We start from the raw sequence: 21721 nt of genomic DNA on the forward strand, positions 1-21721 counted from the left end.
TGATTTCCCCATCTTGTGAATAAATGGCCCTATGAGATACGTCGAAAATGGATCTTTTATCGATCCATTTCTCTTCTTATAGTCGACCAACGCCCCAAGCAATTAACAGCGGTCATTAGTTCTGCTGTGGGGTTAGGTTTCTCATTTGCGGAAGTTGATATGAATTATAAAAACGGCTCTATCAGTATCGGAGTGTCTGCACTTTTAGTGCTGTCAGTTCTGCGTTTATCCACTAACCAACCCCCAACCCGGGAAGAATTTGTAAAGTATCCATCTCTCCGGCAGAAGTGGTTCACGATATGCGACGCTCGCAGCAACCTTGCCGAGCTCAATGATGAAGGCTGCAAGCATTTACGCGAATGGCAGGCGGCCACCAAATTTCCCGTACTGGACAATTTGATGAATCAAAACCTGGGTAAATAGCTAGCTGCCATATGATTTTTTCAGTTGGCTGGAGCATCCAGCTGGAATCCGGAAGTCATCATCGCCCTCTACCTGCGCCCCTCAATGCTGCGCACCAACGCCCCAAAAAGCTCACCCCGCGGCATCTCGCTCAAGGGAATATTCGCCTTCTCGAACCACTCCCGATCCGCCTCAGGATGCGGGCCACTCAGCACCACTACCCCCTTTTCATAGGTGTAACGCGCTGCCGCCACATCCCCATTCCGGTAGGTCGCAATGGTTGAAGAAGGCAAGGTCGCGCCAGGCTTGGGAAAGTAAGGCCCATCCTGATAAAAGACACTATCGGCTTTCCCATCCCACACAACGTTCACCGCCGCGTCCGCAATCCCCGCGACCTCAAACCCAGGCCTGCCCGCCTCTGAATCAAGGCCGTAGGGTATCAGGCCAAAATTGCTGTCATCGGCCAGATACGCGCCCATACACAGCCCCAGGTAGCGCCCACCCTGGGCGACAAAGTCACGAATGGCTTGCGCCCGCGCATCCCCCAAACTATCAAGCGCCGCAGGGATGTCCTGACCGCCGCCGGGTTGAACGTAGAGGTCATAACGAGCGAGGCTTTGCCGCGTGATGTCGATCGATTCATCAGCACCTACAAAGTCAATCTGCGCATTCGGGCGGACGCGCAGCAGGGCTGTTTTGACATTCTCTGAACATCCCTCGCAGCCCGCCGGGCCTCGGTAGATAGCGACATGGGCGATGGGGGTCGCGGCGTGCACTGAGGAAGGAAGCAGTGTGAAAAACGCAAAAAGCGTCGCGGCGATGGCGTGCAGATTCATGGTTGTAGAGTCGTCTTAGAGCTGATTGGGTCCGATCGGACTTTGTGATTCGAAGCCTAAAGCCAATAGCCACTTGAAGGAGTTAACATTTGTAAATCGGCTAGGAAAAATCGGGGTTGATGATCGTAACGACGGTTTTTCCGTTGGAATTTATGGGTTTTCCTTTAGTGCGCATAAATATCGAAGAGAGCGTTTCTTCCATTTTCAATCCCCGGAATTTTTCAGGCCATTTGAGTCAGCTCTCGGCCATGCGCGAATGCTATCGGCCAATAGCACACACTCAAGTATCGACTATGCTTGGAGCGATTCAGCCCTGTACCTGAAGGATCTAAACAATGGGGTATCTTGTCGTTGCTCACGCGATGAATGTGAAGCCGGAGTTAGAACCACTTTCTACGTTGCCGGTGAGCATTGGTTGGTCATTGCACCAGGATGAAAACGCCACGTCGTTCTACTTAGACACGTTCAAGGCTGGCGAAGAACGGAAATGGCCCTTTACGTCTATGCCACCCATCAAGGATGTACCGCTTGAGCTCCCTCAAGAATTGGCAGCGCTATCGCGGATATACAAAGTGCTTAAGGATGCTCAGCTAGCCGACTACTTCAAGAGAGCTTTCCTGAATGTGAATTTAGCGCTGAGTAAAAGCCTTCAATTACACGTTTGCAGCTTTTGCACGGATGACGACGGGCTGGATTTTGTGTGTGTATCTTCGAATGGTGAACTGCAAAGGCTGCGTTGCGTTTGCGGTGATCTGGATATCACCTACGAGCTTGGGACGGTCATGATCCAGCCGCTTCTGATAGACGGCGTTGAAGGCACCGATGTAAGTGGTCTGCATGACCCAGAGAGCGGCATTCACGTCTTGAGTCGGAATATAACGCCCTCGTCGTTACTGCATGCAGTGGCTTCAGCAGAAACCACTCGCTTTCTACAAGCAGAAAGCCCCCCTCTGGGTCTAGGTAGCTTCGATGGTCTGGACGTCGCACCGGTAAAGATTGCTGGCTCTAAGATCGCCTCGCTGAAGCCTGAGGTGGTTGCTCAGAAAGCGTGGTGGAGGCGGTGGTAGTTGTATCGACGACTTCGACCCAAGCCAGGAGGTTTTCCGGGGAAAAGTAGCCAATTATCAGCATCGAAAAATTGGGGCCGATAATGGGGGCCAGTTTTCAAGAAGCTACCCGTCATGATGGGCTGCAATCGGCCAATAGCGGTCCCTCCGTCCAGAACCATTTTCCACCTTTAGCAGTCACTCAAGCCGACCACTTTTTCTTATTCGCCTTATCTCTACCTTGTAAATTTGCTCGTGTTCGAGCCGCATATTAGATGACATAGTCATCCACTGATCCGGACCGAGCCCCAAGCTCTTCAACCTCCCGAACCACCGTGCCAAGAATGCCGATCCCTTCATGAATCTGCTGCGTTGTCAGGCCGGCATAGCCCAAAATGAGCCCTGCCGGTCGCTCGTATTCTACCGACGTGGGTTCGGCAAACAGCGGCGAAAGCGGATATACGCCAACCCCGCGTTCGAGCGCTATCGCCTGCAACGTCGGCTCATCCTGAGCGCGAAGCGCGGGTAGCGTTAATACGCCGTGTAAGCCCGCCGCCATGCCGGCCAGTTGCCCATATTCCGCCAGATGCTGTTCAAAAGCCTCCAGTAATGCCCTTCGCCGCAGTTCATTTTCCCGCCGCAGGCGGCGAACGTGACGCTCATAGGTTCCACTTTCGATCAATGAGGCGAGCACGTTTTGCTCCCAGCGCGGTGAGTGTCGATCGGTCAGCCGTTTTGCTTCACGGAAAACGTGAACCAACTCGCGTGGAAGAACCAGATAACCCAACCTGAGTTGCGGTGAGAGTGCCTTGGAGAACGTTCCGACATAAATGACGCGAGCATCTGCGTCCATGGATTGCAGTGCGTCGATGGGCCGCTGGCCATAGCGAAACTCGCCGCCGTAATCGTCCTCAATGATCCACGCGCGATGTCGCCTCGCCCAACTCAGCAGTTCGAGGCGACGTGCGACAGGAAGCACCGCCCCCATGGGAAACTGGTGCGACGGAGTGACAAAGGCCAGGCGCACGCGATCACCTTCCGGCAGAGCACTGGTATCCAGTCCAGAGGCATCGACGGGTATGGGCAACGCCGTCGCGCCCGTGGCCTCAAAGCAATATCTGGCCATGCGGTAGCCAGGCTCTTCGAAGACGAATGCATCTTGCGGGTTCAGCAAAAGCCGGGCGCACAGGTCAAGTCCTTGCTGCGAGCCATGCACGACGAGTATTTGATCCGCATCGCACGCCAGACCGCGTGCGCGTCGCAGATAACCTTGCAGCGCATTGCGCAAGCGCTCTTCCCCTTCGGGGTGGCCGTAAGCGAGGCTCGGTTGACGCTTGACTAGTTCGGAACGGTAGGCGCGCTGCCAACCCAGCGCCGGAAAATCCCTGGTAGCGACCGAGCCGTACCTGAAATCGATGCGGGCTTGGGGTGACGCCATGTTGTACGGCTTCATGATGGCCACTCGTTGTCCGTAAAGGGAAAGCACTGGCGGCAGTTCCTTTTGCTGCGTCGAGTCCCCTTGGGCATGCCCGGATTGAGTGCTGATTATGCTCGCTACCGTGGCGGCCTTGCCCACTGATGTCAGGACAAAGCCTTCGGCCGCCAGTTGCTCGTAAGCCGCCGTTACCGTGGTTCGCGACACGCCGAGTTCGGCCGCGATTGCCCGCGTCGACATGAGCCTCGTGCCGGCGGCAAGCGTGCCGTCTTCTATCTGCGCGCGCAGCCTGGCATAGATCCGACGTTGCGCGCCGCGGGAAAATGCATCCGGATTGGCTGAAAACTGGCCCATGGAAAAACCTCGAAACTGGCACTTTCGATGATGCAGGTCGTGTTCGACATTATGGACTCCCAACAATCCGTAGTGAAATCCCATGTACATTCCCGAACACTTCGCAGAGCACCGCCCGGAACAGTTGCACCGAATTATCCGCGACAATCCGCTGGGCATCCTCGTGACTGAGGGTGAATCCGGCATGGATGCGGACCACATTCCCTTTGAACTCGATACCGGCCACGGAACATACGGGTTGCTGACCGCTCATGTGGCCCGCGCCAATCCTGTGTGGCAACGTTGCGCCGGCGGCACGCCTGTCATGGTGATCTTCAGGGGGGCAGAAGGCTACATTTCGCCCAACTGGTATGCGTCCAAGCACGAAACGCATCGCCAGGTTCCCACATGGAACTACGAGGTGGTGCATGTGCATGGCGTCATGCGCGTGATGTCGGAAGAAAAGCTCCTGCGCCGCACCCTGGCCCAACTGACTCGCCACCAGGAGTCCAAGGAGATCAAGCCCTGGAAGATGGGCGATGCGCCGCGTGAATATCTGGACGAGATGGTGTCGAGAGTTGTCGGTATCGAGATCGAAATGCAGTGCGTTGAATGCAAGCGCAAGCTCAATCAAAACAAGTCGCACGCTGATCGCTTGTCTGCGATCGCGCACTTGCGCGAGCGCGGGCACGTTGAGCTTTCTTCGATAATGCTGGCCAACCTTGAGCAGCCGGATCAGGGGGCAGCACCGTGGACCTTGAGTTGACCACCACCACGATTCTGGTGACCTTCGCCGGAGTTTTTTTGATCTGCTTTATGAAAGGTGCTTTCGGTGGAGGCTTCTCCATTGTCGGCATTCCGCTGCTGTCGCTGGTGATGGATCCGCTCACAGCCGGCGGACTGCTAGCGCCGTTGTTTATCGCGATGGACCTGTTCGGCCTGCGTTACTGGAAGCCATCCACTTGGTCTAAACCCGACCTGGTGCTGTTGTTACCAGGTCTGATTGTCGGCATCGGTGTCGGCTATCTACTCTTTCGCGTCATGGATCACCGCGCAGTCGCGTTAGTGATGGCGGCGGTTACCCTGATTTTTGTCGGCCTCTGGTTCAAAACCGGTGGGGAAATCAGGGTCAGCCAGCGCTCATCGCTCAAGGCGGTGTCCGCAGGCGTCACCTCTGGGATCACGACTATGGTCGCGCATTCTGGTGGGCCACCATTAGCGATATACCTGTTGCCGCTCGGTCTAAGCAAGAAAACCTATGCCGGCACCACCAGCATGTTCTTTACCGTAGGCAATCTGCTCAAGGCAGTGCCTTGGCTGCTGCTAGCCAGGCCCACCGGTAACGTGCTAAGCCTGATGGTCATCTGCCTGTTAGCAGTTCCAAGTGGTGTCTGGCTGGGCTGGCGACTGCACACCAAGCTGGATCAACGCCAGATGTACCTTGCCTGCTACTGCCTGCTCGTAGTCACCGCGGTAAAACTTCTGTGGGACGGCATAAGTGGCTATATCGTCTGAAAATGCCTCACCACTATGAGGCCCAACGTTACGGCCATTATCCGACTGGCTGCCAACGGAATGTTAGCAGTCAGAGGCCGTTCAAATGGCCTGTGACACTAGGATGCTCTGCTCGGCTAGGCGTGCTTCATCGAGCTAAAATTAGCGCTTGAGGACTTCGTCAGGGTAGTAACCGAGCATCTGAACTGGACGCAGATACTCAGACGGCGCTCCGAACAATTTAATCGAGCTGCTTAGAGTGACGAAGTTGAGATTGAGCGGCGGCGTAATATCACCGGCATTGCGTGCCGTCGCTTGAGCCTCATCGAGTGCCTCGGAGATGCTGTTGATTGCAGCTCCGGAACACTCCGAGGAAGGCATCACACAGCATTTGTGTGAACTGGCTTGCCTGCATTTTGGCTGAGCCGAATTCGGACTAAGCGGCAGTAAAACCGATCAGGGCTTGGACAAGCTCCTGAACCCAGCTTGGCCACCCACCTTAACAACCAACCAGGCCAGCAGCACCAATCCCAAGGTTGCCCAGGGGATCGATCCCACGCCTGTCGTCTCAAGCAGTACACCGCCCACTACGGCACTGCCCGCAAACGCGAGGTTCAGTACGGTCACCAGCATCGACTGAGCCACATCGGCACCGTCGGCAGCAGCATTCGCCAAAGCTGTCTGCAGCAGGGGCGGTGCACCGCTGTAACTCAGGCCCCAGGCAGCCATCGCCAGATAAACCGCTATGGCAGGCAGGCCACCCAACGCCAATGTCAGCGATACCAGCGCAAACCCGGCCAGGCTCAACAGCACCAACCGCCGCAGCCAGCGGTCAATCAATAGCCCAGTGAGCCAGATACCCACGAGAGCCGCAATGCCGAACGCAAGCAATGCCTGCTCGACCTGTCCATCCAACCCGACCGATGCCAGGAATGCCGCAATATAGGTGTAGAGCATGTAATGAGCCATGATCCACAGCATAACTACCGTCAGCACCGGTCGCACGCCTGGCCTGGACAAAACATGGCCCAGGGACAAGCGCTGACCAGCCCGTTGCCCGGCAAAGTCAGGGACATTCCGCCGAATCCAAACCATCAGCGCCAGGCTCAACGCCGCTAGCAGCCCGAACACATTGCGCCAACCGATCTGTTCACCCAGCCAGGCACTCAGTGGTACGCCCAGCGCCAAGGCGACGGGGATACCCAGCATAGCCACTGCCATCGCGCGGCCTTGCAAGGGCGCGGCGACCATGCGTCGCGCATAACCGGCCAACAGGCTCCACGCCACACCAGTGGCGACCCCGACGATCAGGCGCGCGACCAGGGTGAGGGCAAAATACGGCGACAAGGCAGTTACCGCGTTGCACAAACAGAACACCCCCACTGTCAGTAATAACACAAGGCGCCGTGGCCAACCTTGCAAGGCCAAGGTCAAGGGAACGGCCGCCAGCCCGGAACCGAGGGCACACGCGGTGACCCATTGCCCCGCCCATGCCTGGGAAACCTCAAACGTGTCGGAGATGTGTGGCAACAGGCCGGCGGGTACGCTCTCGTTGGCAGTGGCGATAAAACTCGCGGTGGTCAGTGCCAGTAAGCCAGTGATAGGTAGTTCTGAGGACGGCGGGGGGGTGGGTTGAATCGATTCTTCGCGGTTCATGAGCTTGCTCGAAAAACAGGTGAGGCCTGATTGTGATGAAGTGTCTGTGATTTGATAATTGGTCTAGAATTTGATGCTTAATCAAATCTGGATTGAAGATGGCCACTGATCGATTGGGGGACATGCGCTTGTTCGTTGAGGCTGCCGACCTCGGCAGTCTTTCAGCCGCTGGACGCAAGTTGGGGTTGTCGCCGGCGGCGGCCAGCGCACGGTTGCTCAAGTTGGAGGCGGCGCTGCATACCCGCTTGTTTGATCGCACAACCCGTCAACTGCGCCTGACTGATGAAGGCCGGTTCTATCTGCAGCAATGCTGGGTCGCCTTGCGCGCCATTGATGAGGCGGAGGCGGGGTTGCAGGCGAGTCAGCAGGAAGTACGCGGTAAAGTCCGTCTGTCTGCCTCTACTGACTTTGGCCGTCACCTGCTTAATGACTGGCTCGAGACCTTTTGCGCGCAGCATCCGCAGTTGAAGGTGGCGCTGACCTTGTCGGACGCTATGTCTAACCTGGTACAGGACGATGTCGACCTAGCCATTCGTTTCGGCCCACTGCGTGATAGCTCGTTGATCGCCCGGCAGCTGGCACCCAACTGGCGGGTGCTTTGTGCCTCGCCGGACTACCTGGCGAGCCACGGCGAGCCGCAGACGCCGGCCGAGCTCACCGGGCATAAATTTATTCTGCTGGTGACTCCGGCGGGTCCTTTAAACACCTTTCATTTCAGGGTGGACGGCCAGACATGGAACCACAGTGTGCCATTGGAAAACGCCTGGGAAACCAACGACGGCGCCGTGGCGCGTGCTTGGGCATTGGCCGGTCATGGCATTGCACGCAAGACCATTTGGGACGCTGCAGCGGATATCCGTGCCGGGCGGTTGAAGATGCTGCTGCCTGACTATTGCGTAGCAGAAGCTGGGGTGTTTGCGGTGCTGCATGGCAATCGGTACCGAATTGCCAGAGTGCGGGTCCTGTTGGACTTTCTGGTGGAGTGTTTCAAATGTGCCACCGAGGAACTTCTGCGCGACGTCGATGTGCCGAGGTTTTAAATGAATGTGAACAGCTCTGGCTGACTTACCATTTTCGCCATAGGCGCAGCAGCTTTTTACATCTACCGTTCGCACAAGCGGAAGGTAGATTACGAATCTGTTTCAACCATCTGCCAAGCGGTACAGCGCCTGAGCATGAGACGCCGCCAGCCCAATGCGCTGCAAATTACGGCGACTCTGTGAACTTGGAAGCGCAGTTGCAGCAATCACCAGGCTGCCGTGCTTCTTTGCTTGCTCTATCCGGTGAGATATCAGCGCTCCATGATAGCCCAAGCCTCGTGCATTTTTTCGAGTGGCAGCCGTGCCCAGGTAGGCAACGCCATTGGTGGCCAGGTACATCAACGCGCCTGCAACGACTTGCCCATCCGCTTTAAGGACGTAGATTTTCAGGCGTTCATTCGACATCAGTCCTGCAAAACAAGCCTGGCTCAACTGACGATGCTCTGGCTTGGTATGAAAGCCACTCGCATGAACTGCCGCGAACTCCGGGAGAGAGTCTGAAGTGGCCTCTTCGATGTTGAATAATTGGGGGGTCAACACCGCATCCTCGATGGGGCACGCAAGCTGCAGATGCGTCCACCCCCTCAAACGCTCGAATCGCTCCTCACCCACAAAAGCGAATTGCTCCAACGTCGAGGCTTTCCCGATAAGGGGCGTTACTGTTGAATACTCCGCTGACTCCTTGAGCAAGCTCAGCAGTGAAAGGGGGTTGCCGGTGCTGTCACCGTAGATACGATTGAACATCGGGCTAGGTGTTGCCTTCACCTGAAAGCACGGAAAGGCCCCATTGAAAAACACACGAGCACCAAAAGGATTTCCACTAACCCGCGACAAGCTCTCAACGCGGGAACACAAGTACTCGCTTTCTGCGGCTTCGATGGCATGCGCCCATTCAACATCCATGTGCATCGTCTCTTTGCAAGATTTCCAGGGAAGGTAGCGGTAAATCAACCACTACGCACCTGCGAGGGCAGTGAAATAGATTGTCGGGCCAATGGGAGAAGTTTGGGCATCTGCCACAGAAGAGACATCGCTTGGCTTGTCGATAATCGACCCGGCTGCGTACATGCTCAAAGCCAATCCGATGTGCGATGACTTGATGGAAGAGGCAAGCCGCTATGCGCTATCCGGCCCACGCTCAAAATGAACACGGCACGTCCAAATAAAGGAGCAGAAAGGGCCCGATTCATTTGATTGAAACCCGATCTGCCCGTAGCGACGCTCACGCCTGGACTAACAATCCGCGTCAGAAGCAGCGCTTGAATCAAGCACCGGCCCATGCTCCCAATCACTGATGAAACCGGCGCCCCAGCGCATCCAGCCGCACCGCAATCGGCGGTAACCGCTCACTGCTCCTGGCCAGCGTCTCCACATCCTGCGCCGTATTCTGCGCGATGCTCTGCACCGACTGCAGCCGCCCCACAATCTCCACATTCGCCGTGGATTGCTCACGGGTGGTCGACACAATCCGCCCATTCAACTGATCGATCTGCGAAATATCATTGCCCACCGCCCGCAGCATCTCCACCGCCAACTGACTGTCCTCCACGCAGCGCTCCACGCCCTGGCGACTGTCGTGCATGGCCTCAACCGCTTGCCGGCTGCCGTGTTGCAACCCTTCAATAATCGTCTTGATCTCCTGGGTCGACACTGCCGTGCGTTGCGCCAGGCTGCGTACCTCATCGGCGACCACGGCAAACCCGCGCCCTTGCTCACCCGCGCGGGCGGCTTCGATGGCGGCGTTGAGGGCCAGCAGGTTGGTCTGGTTGGCGATGCTGTTGATCACCTCCAGCACCGAGCCGATCTGTTCGGCTTGCACGGCCAGCCCTTCGACCGTCTCGTTAGTGTCGTGGAGGCGGGTGGCGAGTTGAGTGATTTCCAGCTGGGCGCGGCCGACGCTTTCCTGGCCACGGATGATCTGCTGGCTGGCTTGCCCCGCGTGCTCGACGGCATGCTCCACGTGCACGGCGATATGGCCCATGGCATCTTCCATGCGCTGCATGGAACCGGTCATCTGGGCGATTTCCGCCAGTTGGTGGCGCGCGCCTTTTTCCAGGGTGCCGCTGGCGTGAGCCAGCTCCTGACCGAGTTGGCCGAGGCCGTGGGAGTCGCGGGCGACGCCGTCGATCAGGCCGGTGATCTGGGTCAGAAAGTGATCGAAACGGGTGGCAAGGGAGACATGCACTTTTTCCGGACTGCCCTTGACGGCCTCACCGCTGAACTGCGTGGTGACGGCGAGCATTTTTTCAAGCATTTCCTGGCTTTCTACCGCTTCGGACTGGCTGTGCACCGCGAGGTAGAGCAGGGCGACCGTCTCCATCACCACGTAGAACGCGTGGATGAAAATCATGCTCCAGCCGCCGTGATGCTCCATTACAAACACCGGGAAACCCTGGTGCTGCAAGGCATGAAACACCACGTGGTGCACCGCGATGGTGACGGCGGCCACCAGGATAGGCAGCCAGTCGCGGTAGAACGTCAGCACCGCCAGCAGCGCGAAGATACCGAAATGCGATTCGATGACACCCTGGGCCTGGTTGATGTGCAACGCCGCCATGACCATCAGGCCGACGCCAAGGGCGCAACGCATCAGGCGGGTGCCGCCGATGACGCGATAGGCCAGGGTCAGCACCACGCTGGTGCCGGCGCCTATGAAGAGCGCTTGAAGCAGCGTGTCGTGCCAGAACGCCAGGCCCAGGGAGAAGAGGGTCATCAGCCAGATCAGGGCGAGCATGATGCGGTCGGCTTTGCGGTAGTGCTCGATGAAACGGGCTTGGGCAGGCATTCACTCGTACTCCATGTGGACGGGCCGGGGTGAGGCAAGCATGCGACGTGCCATACGAGCATGCGGGGAGCGAATCGGGTGTAGGGGAGCGGGGGTTGATTGATGGTAGGAGGTTATCGGCGTTTTTGGGTGGGGCTTTAGGGGGGATAAGCCAGAAGCTGCTTGTTACGAGGGGCAGCAATCGGCTTGCAGCCGGTCGCGCCCGACGCAGTCGATCAAAATCATCTGCTCATTCACGGTTTGAGGGGGCGGGAAAAATTCAGACGCCTTGAAGGTCGATGACTCAGCTCTTGTAGAGTAACGCCTCAACTACAACGCCAAACGCTGACGAATGTTCACGGCGATTGGGGTAGTAGAGATGGTAACCGGCAAAGGGTTGGCACCAATCTTCCAACACCCGCACAAGGCTACCGTCGGCAAGCTCCTTCGCCACCATGTCCTCTGGCAGGAAAGCCAAGCCACATCCCGCCACGGCCGCACGCAGAATGGGCACGCTGCTGTTGAATGTCCATTGGCCTTCGACGCGGGCCTTGAGTTCGTGGCCATCCTTTTCGAAATCCCATTGCATCAGGCTGCCGTGAGTCGGCAGGCGCAGGTTGATGCAGTTGTGCGCCGCCAGATCTCTCGGTTCCATCGGGTAAGGCCGCTGCTGGAAATACTGCGGTGAGCCGACAACGGCGATGCGTAACGATGGCCCGATCGGCACGGCGATCATGTCCTTGGCCACCTGGTCACCCAGTCGAACACCAGCGTCATAGCGCTGCGCGACGATGTCGGCGAGGGCGTAATCGACGGTGATTTCGACCTTGATGTCCGGGTAGTCGGGCAGCACCTTCAGCAGCTTCGGCCAGAGAATATTGTTCGCCGCATGCTCGGACGCCTGAATCCGTACATTGCCGGCGGGGGTGTCGCGAAACTCGCTGACGGCAGCCAGTTCCAGTTCAATTTCTTCAAAGCGCGGCGCCATCGCTTGATACAGGCGTTGGCCCGCCTCCGTTGGTGAAACACTGCGCGTAGTCCGCGTCAGCAAGCGCACGCCCAGCCGGGTTTCCAGTGCCCGCAGAGTGTGGCTCAGCGCTGACTGCGAAACGCCCAGTTGCGCGGCAGCACGGGTAAAACTGCCTTCGCGGGTGATGACCACGAAGGCTTGCAGGTCGTTGAGATTGGGGCGGGACATTGATGAGAACCTCTCATGAGGAGCGCGTGATTATTCCATGAAAGCAGGTCGCGCACGGATACGCGACCCTTGGCGCGCTGATCACAAGGTGCGTGCGTAAAAATCAGTCAGTTTGCCGACCGCCGCATCGACATAACGCGGCACCCAGTAGGTTTCAATGTGGGTGGCGCCATCGAGGATGAACACTTCCTTGTCGGTGGTGCCGGTGGCTTTGGGGAACGCATCCTGAGTCATGTACAGGCTGTCGGCCTTGCTACCGGCGATCATCAGCAACGGTTGATTGATCAACTCGATATGGTCGGTGGCGTCGAAACGCATCAGGTCAATAAGGCTGCTTGTGGTGTATTTGAAGGTCGAGTTCGGGTGCGCGTGGGTTTTCCAGTAGTACTCATAACCTTGGCGATACAGTTCGAAAGGCAGTTTGGCAATCTGCTCATCGGTGAGATTGGCATCCCCCGAATACAGCACCGCGCCCCCCGCTGCTTCTTGCGCGCGGGCTGCTGATGCCTGTTGCAAACGTTGCTGGATGCTGTCCATTTGCGAGTCATTGTAGCCGTTGCGGCGTACTCGACCCGAGTTGAACATGCTCACCGTCGCCAGGGATTTGAAGCGTTTGTCGGTTTGCGCCGCCGCCAACGAATAACCACCGCCGCCACAAATGCCGAGCAGGCCCAGACGATTGTCATCCACGCCAGCGAACTGGCTGATGAAATCGGCCATACCGTGGATGTCTTCGATGCGATACGCCGGTTTATCGATGCTGCGCGGCTGACCACCGCTGGCGCCTTGATAGGCCGCATCGGCCGTGATGGTGATGTAGCCCTGTTCGGCGAGGCGCTGGGCATACAGACCGGCGACTTGCTCTTTTACGCCGCCATTCGGATGCGCAACCACCACGGTCGGGTAGATCTTGTTCGCGTCGTAGTTGGCAGGCGTGTAGACGTTGGCGGCGATGTCCAGACCGTTGAGCTTATAGCTGACCGGGTGGATGTTGACCTTGCCCGGTTCGTTGCGGGTGATCGCGCCGTCGTAGGCGAGGGTGAACGGGTTCTTCTTGTAGTCGGCGGCCAAGGCTTCGCCTGCCGAGAGGCCGACCAATGCCGACATGAACGTGGCTTTGAGGGTGTTCTTCACGTGAAGCTCCTGAGCAAAAAAAGGGGCGGCAGTTGCAAAAGTATTTGGGTCAGTCCAGCTGTTTTTCTTTGAGGAACTGCGCGACCAGGTCAGCGATCTGCACGTTGTTCAGATCCGACATGGGGAAATGGGTATTGCCGTGAATGCCAATCTCCGGCAGGTGTATCAGTCGCACATCACCGCCATGGCGATTGACCGCGTCACGCCAGAGCCGGGCCATTTTCAGGCGTGCGCGCCAACTGTCCTGAGCGGGCAGATCGACTGCCTGGTCCGGGATGTTGTCGCCGTACAGGATCAGAATCGGAATGCGCGTCAGTGCCATGAATTGCTCCATAGGCACCGCTGCGCCTTGCACGGTGTCGAACGCGCTGGGGATTGGCGCCGGCACTTCACCGTCAGCAAACACGAAACTGCTGCCCGGCTCAAAAGCGACGATGGCTTTGACCTTGTCGTTCTTGATCGCCGTCAACCAGCCCGGCCCGCCGCCCTGAGAATGGGTAAACAGGATGCCGGGGCCGATTTTGTCGAACAGCGCCGACACACCATCGGAGACCACGCCCATGTCAAACGGCCCGGTGTTCGGTGTCATAGCCCTGAAAAACTGCTCGCGGGTCTGGGCGTCCTGTGCCACTTGCACGCCGTTGAAGTAGCGGGGCCAAAGGCCGATACGGAACTGGTTGAACCACAGTTGTTCGTCCGGCACAGGCTTGATGGTAGTCTCGACCATGCTGCGCCCGGCATCACCACGCCGGGGTTGATCGATCAGATAGACGCCGTAGTGGCGGCGCAGAAAGATGTTCTGAAAACCCTCGCGACCATCGGCGGTGGTTTCCCAGGTCTTGGAAAACTGACCTGCGCCGTGCCACATGACGATGGGCAGTTTTCGCGCGTCCACCGGGATTTGATAGAAGGCGTAGGCGTGGTCACCGTGGTAGGTCTGACCGTTGGGCGTCATCGGTTGGCGCGGGTTGAAGGTGCCCGGTGCCGTGGTCATCGTTCCGCCGGCGGCGAAGCTGCCTTGTTTCTGGATCAGCAGCGGGCCTTCGGAGTGGTTCGCGCAGGCCGCCAACAGGCTCAACAGCGTGACGCTCAGCAAATGTTTTGCAGTTCTCATATCATTTCCTCGACGACGTGAGGGCTTGGGCCAGCGCTGCGTTGGCCCGCTCGGCAGTCTGTGCATCGCCATGCTTTTTCAGCAGCTCGGTGACTTGGTGCAACTGTGCCGCGCTGAGACCGACGCGCAGGCTCGCCGCCATGTGCGAGCGCAACTGAGGCTCGACCCCCGGCGTCGCTGCCAGCGCACCGACAGTCGCCAGTTCGCGACTTTGCCAGTCGAGGTTGTCGCGCTCGAAGATGTCGCCGAACAGGTGGGTTTGCAGGAAGCGGTTGATCACTGGGGCGAACTCGAACACCGGGCCTTTGACCGGGGCGCCGGAGATCTTGGTTTGATTCGCCGTGCCCGCGGCCAGCAGCTCATCCCCGACCGGAATCGCCCGGCTCGGCTCACGCCCCGGCGCATCGTCAAGGCCGCGTTGTTTGCGCGCCTGCACCACGGCCATCAATTCATTCAAGGCGTTGAGGCTGCGCGGGAAGCCGACGTAGGCGTAGAGCTGCACGAGAACCTCGCGGGTTTCGCTAATGGTCAGGCCGGCATCAAGCCCTTGGTTGAGCGCCGTGTTGAGGTTGGGCATGTCGCTGGTCGCCATGAACGCCGCGATCAGTGGAATGGCTTGTTGCTGGCTCGACAAGCTGGCTGCGCTGTCGGGTGTGCTGGTCATGGTGGGCGAAGCCTCGGCTGCTTGAGTGGTGACGCTGAACATCGCCCCGACGCTCAGGCAGAGCGCCATGAGTGTGGGGAGGGCAGTGCTGTTGCGAGTGTCAGTGATCATCGTGAAGGCTCCATCCATTGCGGGACGCTGCGGTGTCGCTGGATCGTAAGGAGGATGGTTGTGGCGATTAACCCCGAAATAGCGCATGGACTCCTGAGCAGAACTCATGAGTCGACGTTGCAATAACTACTGGAATCCCGGTGCTGGCCTTTTGTTACGGGGCCTTGAGGTTGCGTGGGGGGGGGGGCCGCGAACGTGCCGGTCGAGCAGCTTCGACACATTCCGTAACTTTATTGGCCGGCGTATTGCGCCTCCGAGACCTGCTCCGCCCAAGTGACGGTCTTGCCGTCCTCGGCTTCAGCGATGGCGATGTGGGTCATGCCGTTGCTGGCCGTGGCGCCGTGCCAGTGACGGGTGTTCGGTGGAATCCAGACAGTGTCGCCCGGATGGATCTCCTGACGCGCGCCACCCTCTTGCTGCACATAGCCGACGCCGGCAGTGACGATCAGCGTTTGTCCCAGCGGATGGGTGTGCCACGCCGTGCGTGCGCCGGGTTCGAAGGTCACCGTGCCGCCACCGATGCGCGCGGGCGCTTCACCTTTGAACAGGCCATCGACGCGTACAGAGCCGGTAAAGTTTTCCGCTGCGCCCTTGATCGAAGGCTGGGATCCGTTCGGCGTAACGCGGATTTCGCTGGCGGCCTGGGACTCTGCCGCCATCAGTGACAAAGCAACGAGTGGCGCAATCAATCGGTTCATCGGATGAGTTCTCCGGTCAGACAGGGAAAGCGACGCCGCACATGGCGTCGCATAGGGCAGACTCAGAGTCCGGTCATTTTCAGTGCCGACTCCGGCAGACGTTCGCCGTGCACGCGAATCTGCGCCATCTGTTCGTTGATCACGCGCAGATCGTCGCCGGTCAATTGCAGCTCGACCGCGCCCAGGTTTTCTTTCAGGCGATGCTGTTTGGTCGTGCCCGGTATCGGCACAATCCACGGTTTCTGTGCAAGCAACCAGGCCAGTGCCACTTGCGCCGGCGTGGCGTGTTTGCGTTGCGCGACGGCTTTCACCACATCGACCAACGCCAGATTGGCCCTGCGCGCTTCAGGGGAAAAGCGCGGGACGAAATTGCGGAAATCGCTCGCGTCGAACTGCGTGTTCTCGTCGATCTGACCGGTGAGGAAACCGGCGCCCAGCGGGCTGAACGGTACGAAGCCGATCCCCAGTTCTTCCAGCACGGCTAGCAGTTCCAGCTCCGGGCCACGCCAGAACAGCGAATATTCGCTTTGCACTGCCGTGACCGGTTGCACCTTGTGGGCCCGGCGAATGGTTTCCACACCCGCTTCAGAAAGGCCGAAATGCTTGACCTTGCCCTCGGCGATCAGATCCTTGACGGTGCCGGCCACGTCTTCGATGGGCACCTGGGGATCAACGCGGTGCTGATAAAACAGGTCGATGCAATCGGTGCGCAGACGCTTCAACGCCGCTTCGGCCACGGCGCGTATATGCTCCGGGCGGCTGTTGGTGCCGCCGCCACGTGCGCCGGTGATCAGGTCGATATCGAAACCGAACTTGGTGGCGATGACGACCTGCTCGCGGATCGGCTGCAAGGCCTCCCCCAGCAGCTCTTCATTGGCGAACGGGCCATACGCTTCGGCGGTGTCGAACAAGGTGACGCCTTGCTCGTGGGCCGAACGAATCAGCTTGATCATGCTGGCTTGGTCGGCTGCCGGCCCGTAGGCCGACGTCATGCTCATGCAGCCAAGACCCAAGGCGGACACTTCCAGGCCATTACCCAACGTGCGGATTTTCATGGAGTTACTCCGTACAGAATTCGATTAGTGCGTGAGAGGATGATCTTTCAGCCAGCCGTTCACGCGTTCCATGGTCTTGCGCTCCTGCTCACCCTCCATCACAAAACCTTCCAGCACTTTGGCCTTCGGCGCGTGCTTGACCAGCACACGGCGGCTGTTGCCCAGGCCATATCCACCATGGGTGTTGAAGGGGATGAGGGTCTTGCCGGTCAGGTCGTGGGCGCTGAGGAATGCGCGCACGATCGGCGGGGCGGTTTCACCCCAGATCGGAAAGCCGAGATAGATCGTGTCGTAGTCGCTGAGGGCGTGAACCGTGTTTTGCAGCTCGGGTTCGAAGCCACTGTCACGTTCCTGACGCGCCTGTTCCACGGTTTGCAGATAGTCCTCGGGGTAGGCGTGGGCGGGGCGAATCTCGAACAGATCGGCACCCAGTCCACGCTGGATCAGCCCGGCGACCACGCGGGTATTGCCCGAGCGCGAGAAATACGCGACCAGAATCCGCGAGCCCGAACGCGGTGTTTCACTGGCGCCTTGCGCGTCGGCGAGCGACAGCAGCGGGGCGCTGGCCAGTGCGGCGATGACCGTGCGCCGCAGCGGATCGTGATCGTTACTCATCGACCGACGCGAGCCTTGAGGGCCTCGGGATAGCGCTCGCCTTCGATGCGGATCTGCGCCAGCGCGGTATCAATGGCCTTGAGTTCGGCAGCGTCGAGGGTGATGTTCACGCCGCCGAGGTTTTCTTCCAGGCGATGCAGTTTGGTCGTGCCCGGAATCGGCACAATCCACGGTGCCTGCGCGAGCAGCCAGGCCAGCGCGATCTGGGCCGGTGTCGCTTGTTTCTGCGCAGCAATCTGACGGATCAACACCACCAGACCCTGATTTGCCTGCAGCGCCGACTGGCTGAAACGCGGGACGATGCTGCGGAAGTCGTCACTGCCATAAGTGGAATCGGCCGACACCGTGCCGGTGAGAAAGCCTTTACCCAATGGACTGAACGGTACGAAGCCGATGCCCAGCTCCCAAAGGGTCGGCAGGATTTCCAGCTCAGGCTCGCGCCACCACAGCGAGTATTCGCTTTGCAGCGCCGTGACCGGCTGTACCGCATGGGCGCGACGAATGGTTTGCGCGCCTGCCTCCGACAGGCCGAAGTGCTTGACCTTTCCTTCGCTAATCAGGTCTTTCACCGCCCCGGCAACGTCCTCAATCGGCACGTCCGGATCGACACGGTGTTGGTAGAGCAAATCGATGTAATCGGTCTTCAGTCGACGCAACGAACCCTCGACGGCTATTCGAATGCGTTCGGGCCGGCTGTCCAGAGCCTGTTTTGTATTGTCGGTGCCGACGGCGAAGCCGAATTTTGTAGCGATCACAACCTGGTCGCGAACTGGCGCCAGCGCCTCGCCGACTACTTGCTCATTGATATAGGGGCCGTAGAATTCGGCGGTATCGAAGAACGTGACGCCTCGTTCAACGGCTGAGCGGATCAGTGCGATGGCTTGCTCGGTATCCGTGGCCGGGCCATAGCCATGGCTCAGACCCATGCAGCCGAGGCCGAGGGCGGATACTTCGAGTGAACTGTTGCCGAGTGTGCGTTTGTGCATGTTGATCTCCCGTTGGGCGTGGGGAGACAGTAAGCGCGCTAACGACTGAGGACTAGACGGGTAAATCGGCAAGGCTTCATGAGGTTTGCTCATCAGTCCCGAAAGAGGGGCGGTGGCGAAGCTGGCAGTATCGGCCCGAGGAGGGGAGATCAAAGTTGATCCAGGCGCGGCCATTTGCATGTGGAACAGCAGGATCAGTCATGTGATTGCCCTTATCGGCTCGCACTGTCCGCCTTCAATCGTCAATTGGCCTGGTTCCAACCGGGACGTGCTTAACCACCATTAGCCCGGTTGAACTGCCAACGCGTGGAACGACCCGCTATGCCGGCAAGTCTACCTGTATCTACTCATGGGTAAGGTACAGCGCAATGGATAAGACAATCACCGTCGATCAACTAGAGACAACCGACCTTCGATCAATCAACGAAATATGGCTTGGCGAGACGCATACCCAGGTATGCCTATGGCGTGGCGAACAGGTCTTCACCCACGAGATGATGAGCGAGGGCACCCACGATCAGAATGTCCAACGCCTGTGCTTGCAGTTGGTCAACCCGGACGATCAAACCGCCGTAGCCAGCGTTGAGGTCATTGTGCGCGAACGGCTGAATAAAATGGGGAAGGAGGGCGAGTTTTACCCCGCTGAGGAGGCTGATACTCATCAATAAGAAGAGGAGTATCGGCCATTTATGGGGAGTCAATCCAAGGCCTGTGCTAGATGAGCAAGCCCCGCGCTACAACACTGGCGATGAAGACCTACAAGCACGGGTTTGCGCAGTCGCACAGGCGATCTCCGGTCGGACGCATTTGTAGCTCCGTTATGTGGAATGAGCTCCGTGCGCAGTAAAAACTGAATAGCCCCTGATTTCATAGGCGCGTTCCAGTGTTTGCGGCCACTACCCAGCAAGCCGCTGATACCTGCGACAACTTGATCCAATCAATGCTCATTTTGCAGTTCCTGCACAGGAGAGTCGGTGAGGGTTGTTGCTCAGCGAACCATCATAACTATCCGGGCGGGTCGGGGTCTGCGCAAGTCAGATTTTGCTGCCGCCCCCCATGGAATGGGTGAAGCCCTGCTTCCAGTACTAAAGGAGGTGTCAATGCCCGCTAAAGGACCATTTCGGTCTGACGCCATAGGTTTAGGCTCAGCTTTGTGATCGTCAACGATGACAACAAGACGCGCCGCATCACCTGCGAGATGAGTAGAAAACCTCACTGACTCCCGTGTCTCCATAATAAAAAGAGGATTTATCATGAGTAGCACCTTCTTCATTCCCTCCGTGAACATGATGGGCATTGGCAGCCTCGACGAGGCGATGCTCGCAATCCGCAAGTACGGGTTCCGCAAAGCCTTGATCGTCACCGATGCCGGCCTGGCCAAAGCCGGCGTGGCCGCCAAGGTGGCCGGCTTGTTGGCCCAGCAAGACATCGACTCCACCCTGTTTGACGGCGCCAAACCGAATCCGACCGTCAGCAACGTGGAGAAGGGCCTTGAACTGCTGGCCCGCAGCGACTGTGATTTCATTATTTCCCTGGGCGGCGGTTCACCCCACGACTGCGCTAAGGGCATTGCCCTGTGCGCCGCCAACGGCGGGCACATCAGCGACTACGAAGGCGTGGACCAATCCGCCAAACCACAAATGCCACTGATCGCCATCAACACCACCGCCGGCACCGCGAGTGAAATGACCCGTTTCTGTATCATCACCGACGAAGTCCGCCACGTGAAAATGGCCATCGTCGACCGCAACGTCACCCCTCTGTTATCCGTCAACGACCCTTCGCTGATGGCCGCCATGCCCAAAGGCCTGACCGCCGCCACCGGCATGGACGCACTGACCCACGCGGTCGAAGCCTACGTGTCGACCGCAGCCACGCCGATCACCGATGCCTGCGCACTCAAGGCCATCGAACTGATCTCGGCCAACCTGCGCACCGCCGTTGCCCAGGGTGACAACATGACCGCCCGGGAAAACATGGCCTACGCGCAATTTCTTGCCGGCATGGCCTTCAATAATGCTTCGCTGGGTTACGTGCACGCCATGGCGCACCAACTGGGCGGTTTCTACGACCTGCCTCACGGCGTGTGCAACGCGATCCTGCTGCCCCATGTGTCGAGCTTCAACGCCAGCGTATGCCCGGCCCGGTTTAAGGATATCGCTCATGCGATGGGGGTTGAGACTCAGCATTTGGATGCGGAGAAGGGCGCTGCGGCGGCTATCACGGCCATCCGTAAACTGTCTGCGGATGTGGGGATTCCGAGCGGGCTCGTTGAGCTGGGTGTAAAGGCTGACGATATTCCGACACTGGCAGCCAATGCGATGAAAGATGCCTGCGGGTTTACCAATCCGCGTCCTGCCAATCAGGATGAGATTGAGCAGATTTTTCATACGGCGATGTGATTGATGTGAAGTGATGCTGGAGAGAACGCCCCGCCTTTGGTTGAAGTGCGGGGTGTTTTGGTTTTGTTCACCGATAGGGTTGGAGTAGCTCACTGGCTGGCCGGCGGCCTGTCACGAGGGGCAACTATCGGCCAGGAGCAGACCTTCCTTAAATCTCCAAATAGGTTTACAAGCCAGATACGTTCACAAGTTTAGGCAAGACGGCATGACACTTTCCAAGGGCAGTATCATAAAACTGGTCACTATTGACCGGGCGGCGGTGGTACTCAGGGACTGGATGAGTTCTCGGGAGGCGGCTCCTGGAGATATCGCCGTGGTGGAAAGGGTTTCAATGGGGGAGGTTGGATGTACCGTTCTCTTGTTGTGCGAGCCAGAAGTAGGATTCCTTGAGTGGAGAGCATCATATTTTGAGGCTGGGTTGACCTATGAGGTGCTTAGTAGCAGTCCTACTGACGTCGCCTCTTGAATGTCTGCTCAAGGCCGATTTCTACCTGCCGCCACCGTCAGCTTTGGGTCGACTGCTGCCGGTCATGAGCGAAAAACATCGGCCATGGTTTTTCCCCGGCAGAAAAGTACGCGCTTTAGATCGATATCTTTACTTTTAGCAGAGGCTTCCGGACTCGGATTTCGCGTAACTGCAGGTAAAAAAGGCATTTTCAGCATTCAGCACGAGGGCTGTCTGGAATGTCCGACTTTTTCAACAATCGGCCAAAAGCTGGCTGTCCGGGCGTAGAAATA

At 58.3% G+C, this 21721-nt stretch carries 20 protein-coding genes; 7 read left to right on the plus strand and 13 right to left on the minus strand.

Features of this window, described 5'->3' with window-relative positions:
• Window positions 1–159: 159 nt before the first annotated feature.
• Window positions 160–423: a hypothetical protein gene (locus HX818_RS08885; protein ID WP_177019859.1), complete on the plus strand. Its 264-nt coding sequence runs from the start codon at window positions 160–162 to the stop codon at window positions 421–423.
• Window positions 424–491: 68 nt separating this feature from the next.
• Here HX818_RS08885 and HX818_RS08890 read toward each other — a convergent pair whose 3' ends face one another.
• The gene (locus tag HX818_RS08890; RefSeq protein ID WP_177019860.1) at window positions 492–1238 is read right to left on the minus strand and encodes a BPL-N domain-containing protein; all 747 of its coding nucleotides are present in this window, start codon (window positions 1236–1238) and stop codon (window positions 492–494) included.
• Window positions 1239–1573: 335 nt separating this feature from the next.
• On the opposite strand from HX818_RS08890, the gene HX818_RS08895 reads away from it, so the two are divergent.
• The gene (locus tag HX818_RS08895) at window positions 1574–2305 is read left to right on the plus strand and encodes a hypothetical protein (RefSeq protein ID WP_177019861.1); all 732 of its coding nucleotides are present in this window, start codon (window positions 1574–1576) and stop codon (window positions 2303–2305) included.
• Between the two features lie 250 nt (window positions 2306–2555).
• Here HX818_RS08895 and HX818_RS08900 read toward each other — a convergent pair whose 3' ends face one another.
• Window positions 2556–4157: a PLP-dependent aminotransferase family protein gene (locus tag HX818_RS08900; protein WP_256346295.1), complete on the minus strand. Its 1602-nt coding sequence runs from the start codon at window positions 4155–4157 to the stop codon at window positions 2556–2558.
• Between HX818_RS08900 and HX818_RS08905 the strand changes: the two genes are divergently transcribed.
• Complete coding sequence (locus HX818_RS08905) at window positions 4156–4818, plus strand: FMN-binding negative transcriptional regulator (protein ID WP_008432591.1); 663 nt, start codon at window positions 4156–4158, stop codon at window positions 4816–4818. The two genes, HX818_RS08900 and HX818_RS08905, sit on opposite strands and share 2 nt — an antisense overlap.
• On the plus strand, window positions 4803–5567 hold the full coding sequence (locus HX818_RS08910; RefSeq protein ID WP_177019862.1) for a sulfite exporter TauE/SafE family protein: 765 nt from the start codon (window positions 4803–4805) through the stop codon (window positions 5565–5567). Before HX818_RS08905 ends, HX818_RS08910 begins: the two co-directional genes overlap by 16 nt.
• 435 nt (window positions 5568–6002) lie before the next feature.
• Here HX818_RS08910 and HX818_RS08915 read toward each other — a convergent pair whose 3' ends face one another.
• The gene (locus HX818_RS08915; protein WP_177019863.1) at window positions 6003–7202 is read right to left on the minus strand and encodes an MFS transporter; all 1200 of its coding nucleotides are present in this window, start codon (window positions 7200–7202) and stop codon (window positions 6003–6005) included.
• Between the two features lie 98 nt (window positions 7203–7300).
• On the opposite strand from HX818_RS08915, the gene HX818_RS08920 reads away from it, so the two are divergent.
• A complete protein-coding gene (locus HX818_RS08920) occupies window positions 7301–8242 on the plus strand; it encodes a LysR family transcriptional regulator (RefSeq protein ID WP_177019864.1) in 942 nt (313 codons plus the stop codon).
• Window positions 8243–8344: 102 nt separating this feature from the next.
• On the opposite strand, the gene HX818_RS08925 is transcribed toward HX818_RS08920, so the two are convergent.
• From HX818_RS08925 to HX818_RS08970, 10 genes are all read right to left on the minus strand, one after another.
• Window positions 8345–9145 (minus strand): GNAT family N-acetyltransferase, encoded by an 801-nt coding sequence (locus HX818_RS08925; protein ID WP_177019865.1) that lies wholly within the window; start codon window positions 9143–9145, stop codon window positions 8345–8347.
• Between the two features lie 385 nt (window positions 9146–9530).
• Window positions 9531–11027, minus strand: coding sequence for a methyl-accepting chemotaxis protein (locus HX818_RS31375; RefSeq protein ID WP_177019866.1), 1497 nt, complete (start codon window positions 11025–11027; stop codon window positions 9531–9533).
• Between the two features lie 283 nt (window positions 11028–11310).
• A complete protein-coding gene (locus HX818_RS08935) occupies window positions 11311–12204 on the minus strand; it encodes a LysR family transcriptional regulator (RefSeq protein ID WP_003209726.1) in 894 nt (297 codons plus the stop codon).
• Between the two features lie 81 nt (window positions 12205–12285).
• Window positions 12286–13338, minus strand: coding sequence for an alpha/beta hydrolase (locus tag HX818_RS08940; protein WP_177019867.1), 1053 nt, complete (start codon window positions 13336–13338; stop codon window positions 12286–12288).
• A gap of 49 nt (window positions 13339–13387) precedes the next feature.
• Window positions 13388–14332, minus strand: a complete 945-nt coding sequence (locus HX818_RS08945) for an alpha/beta fold hydrolase (RefSeq protein WP_177020114.1) — start codon at window positions 14330–14332, stop codon at window positions 13388–13390.
• A gap of 121 nt (window positions 14333–14453) precedes the next feature.
• A complete protein-coding gene (locus HX818_RS08950; protein ID WP_177019868.1) occupies window positions 14454–15227 on the minus strand; it encodes a carboxymuconolactone decarboxylase family protein in 774 nt (257 codons plus the stop codon).
• Window positions 15228–15457: 230 nt separating this feature from the next.
• On the minus strand, window positions 15458–15925 hold the full coding sequence (locus tag HX818_RS08955; RefSeq protein ID WP_008432610.1) for a cupin domain-containing protein: 468 nt from the start codon (window positions 15923–15925) through the stop codon (window positions 15458–15460).
• Window positions 15926–15987: 62 nt separating this feature from the next.
• Window positions 15988–16980 (minus strand): aldo/keto reductase, encoded by a 993-nt coding sequence (locus HX818_RS08960; RefSeq protein WP_177019869.1) that lies wholly within the window; start codon window positions 16978–16980, stop codon window positions 15988–15990.
• Between the two features lie 24 nt (window positions 16981–17004).
• Entirely contained in the window at window positions 17005–17595 is a 591-nt protein-coding gene (locus tag HX818_RS08965) for a flavodoxin (RefSeq protein ID WP_177019870.1), read from the minus strand.
• On the minus strand, window positions 17592–18581 hold the full coding sequence (locus tag HX818_RS08970; RefSeq protein WP_177019871.1) for an aldo/keto reductase: 990 nt from the start codon (window positions 18579–18581) through the stop codon (window positions 17592–17594). Before HX818_RS08970 ends, HX818_RS08965 begins: the two co-directional genes overlap by 4 nt.
• 368 nt (window positions 18582–18949) lie before the next feature.
• Here HX818_RS08970 and HX818_RS08975 point away from each other — a divergent pair, with 368 nt between their 5' ends.
• Both HX818_RS08975 and yiaY read left to right on the plus strand, forming a co-directional pair.
• Window positions 18950–19249 carry a hypothetical protein gene (locus HX818_RS08975; protein ID WP_177019872.1) on the plus strand — a complete coding sequence of 100 codons (300 nt, stop codon included), beginning with the start codon at window positions 18950–18952 and terminating at the stop codon, window positions 19247–19249.
• 585 nt (window positions 19250–19834) lie between these two features.
• Entirely contained in the window at window positions 19835–20983 is a 1149-nt protein-coding gene (gene yiaY / locus HX818_RS08980; RefSeq protein WP_177019873.1) for an L-threonine dehydrogenase, read from the plus strand.
• Window positions 20984–21721 lie beyond the last annotated feature (738 nt).

Source organism: Pseudomonas sp. F9001 (genome assembly GCF_013385435.1).
In the GTDB taxonomy this organism is placed as follows: Bacteria; Pseudomonadota; Gammaproteobacteria; order Pseudomonadales; family Pseudomonadaceae; genus Aquipseudomonas.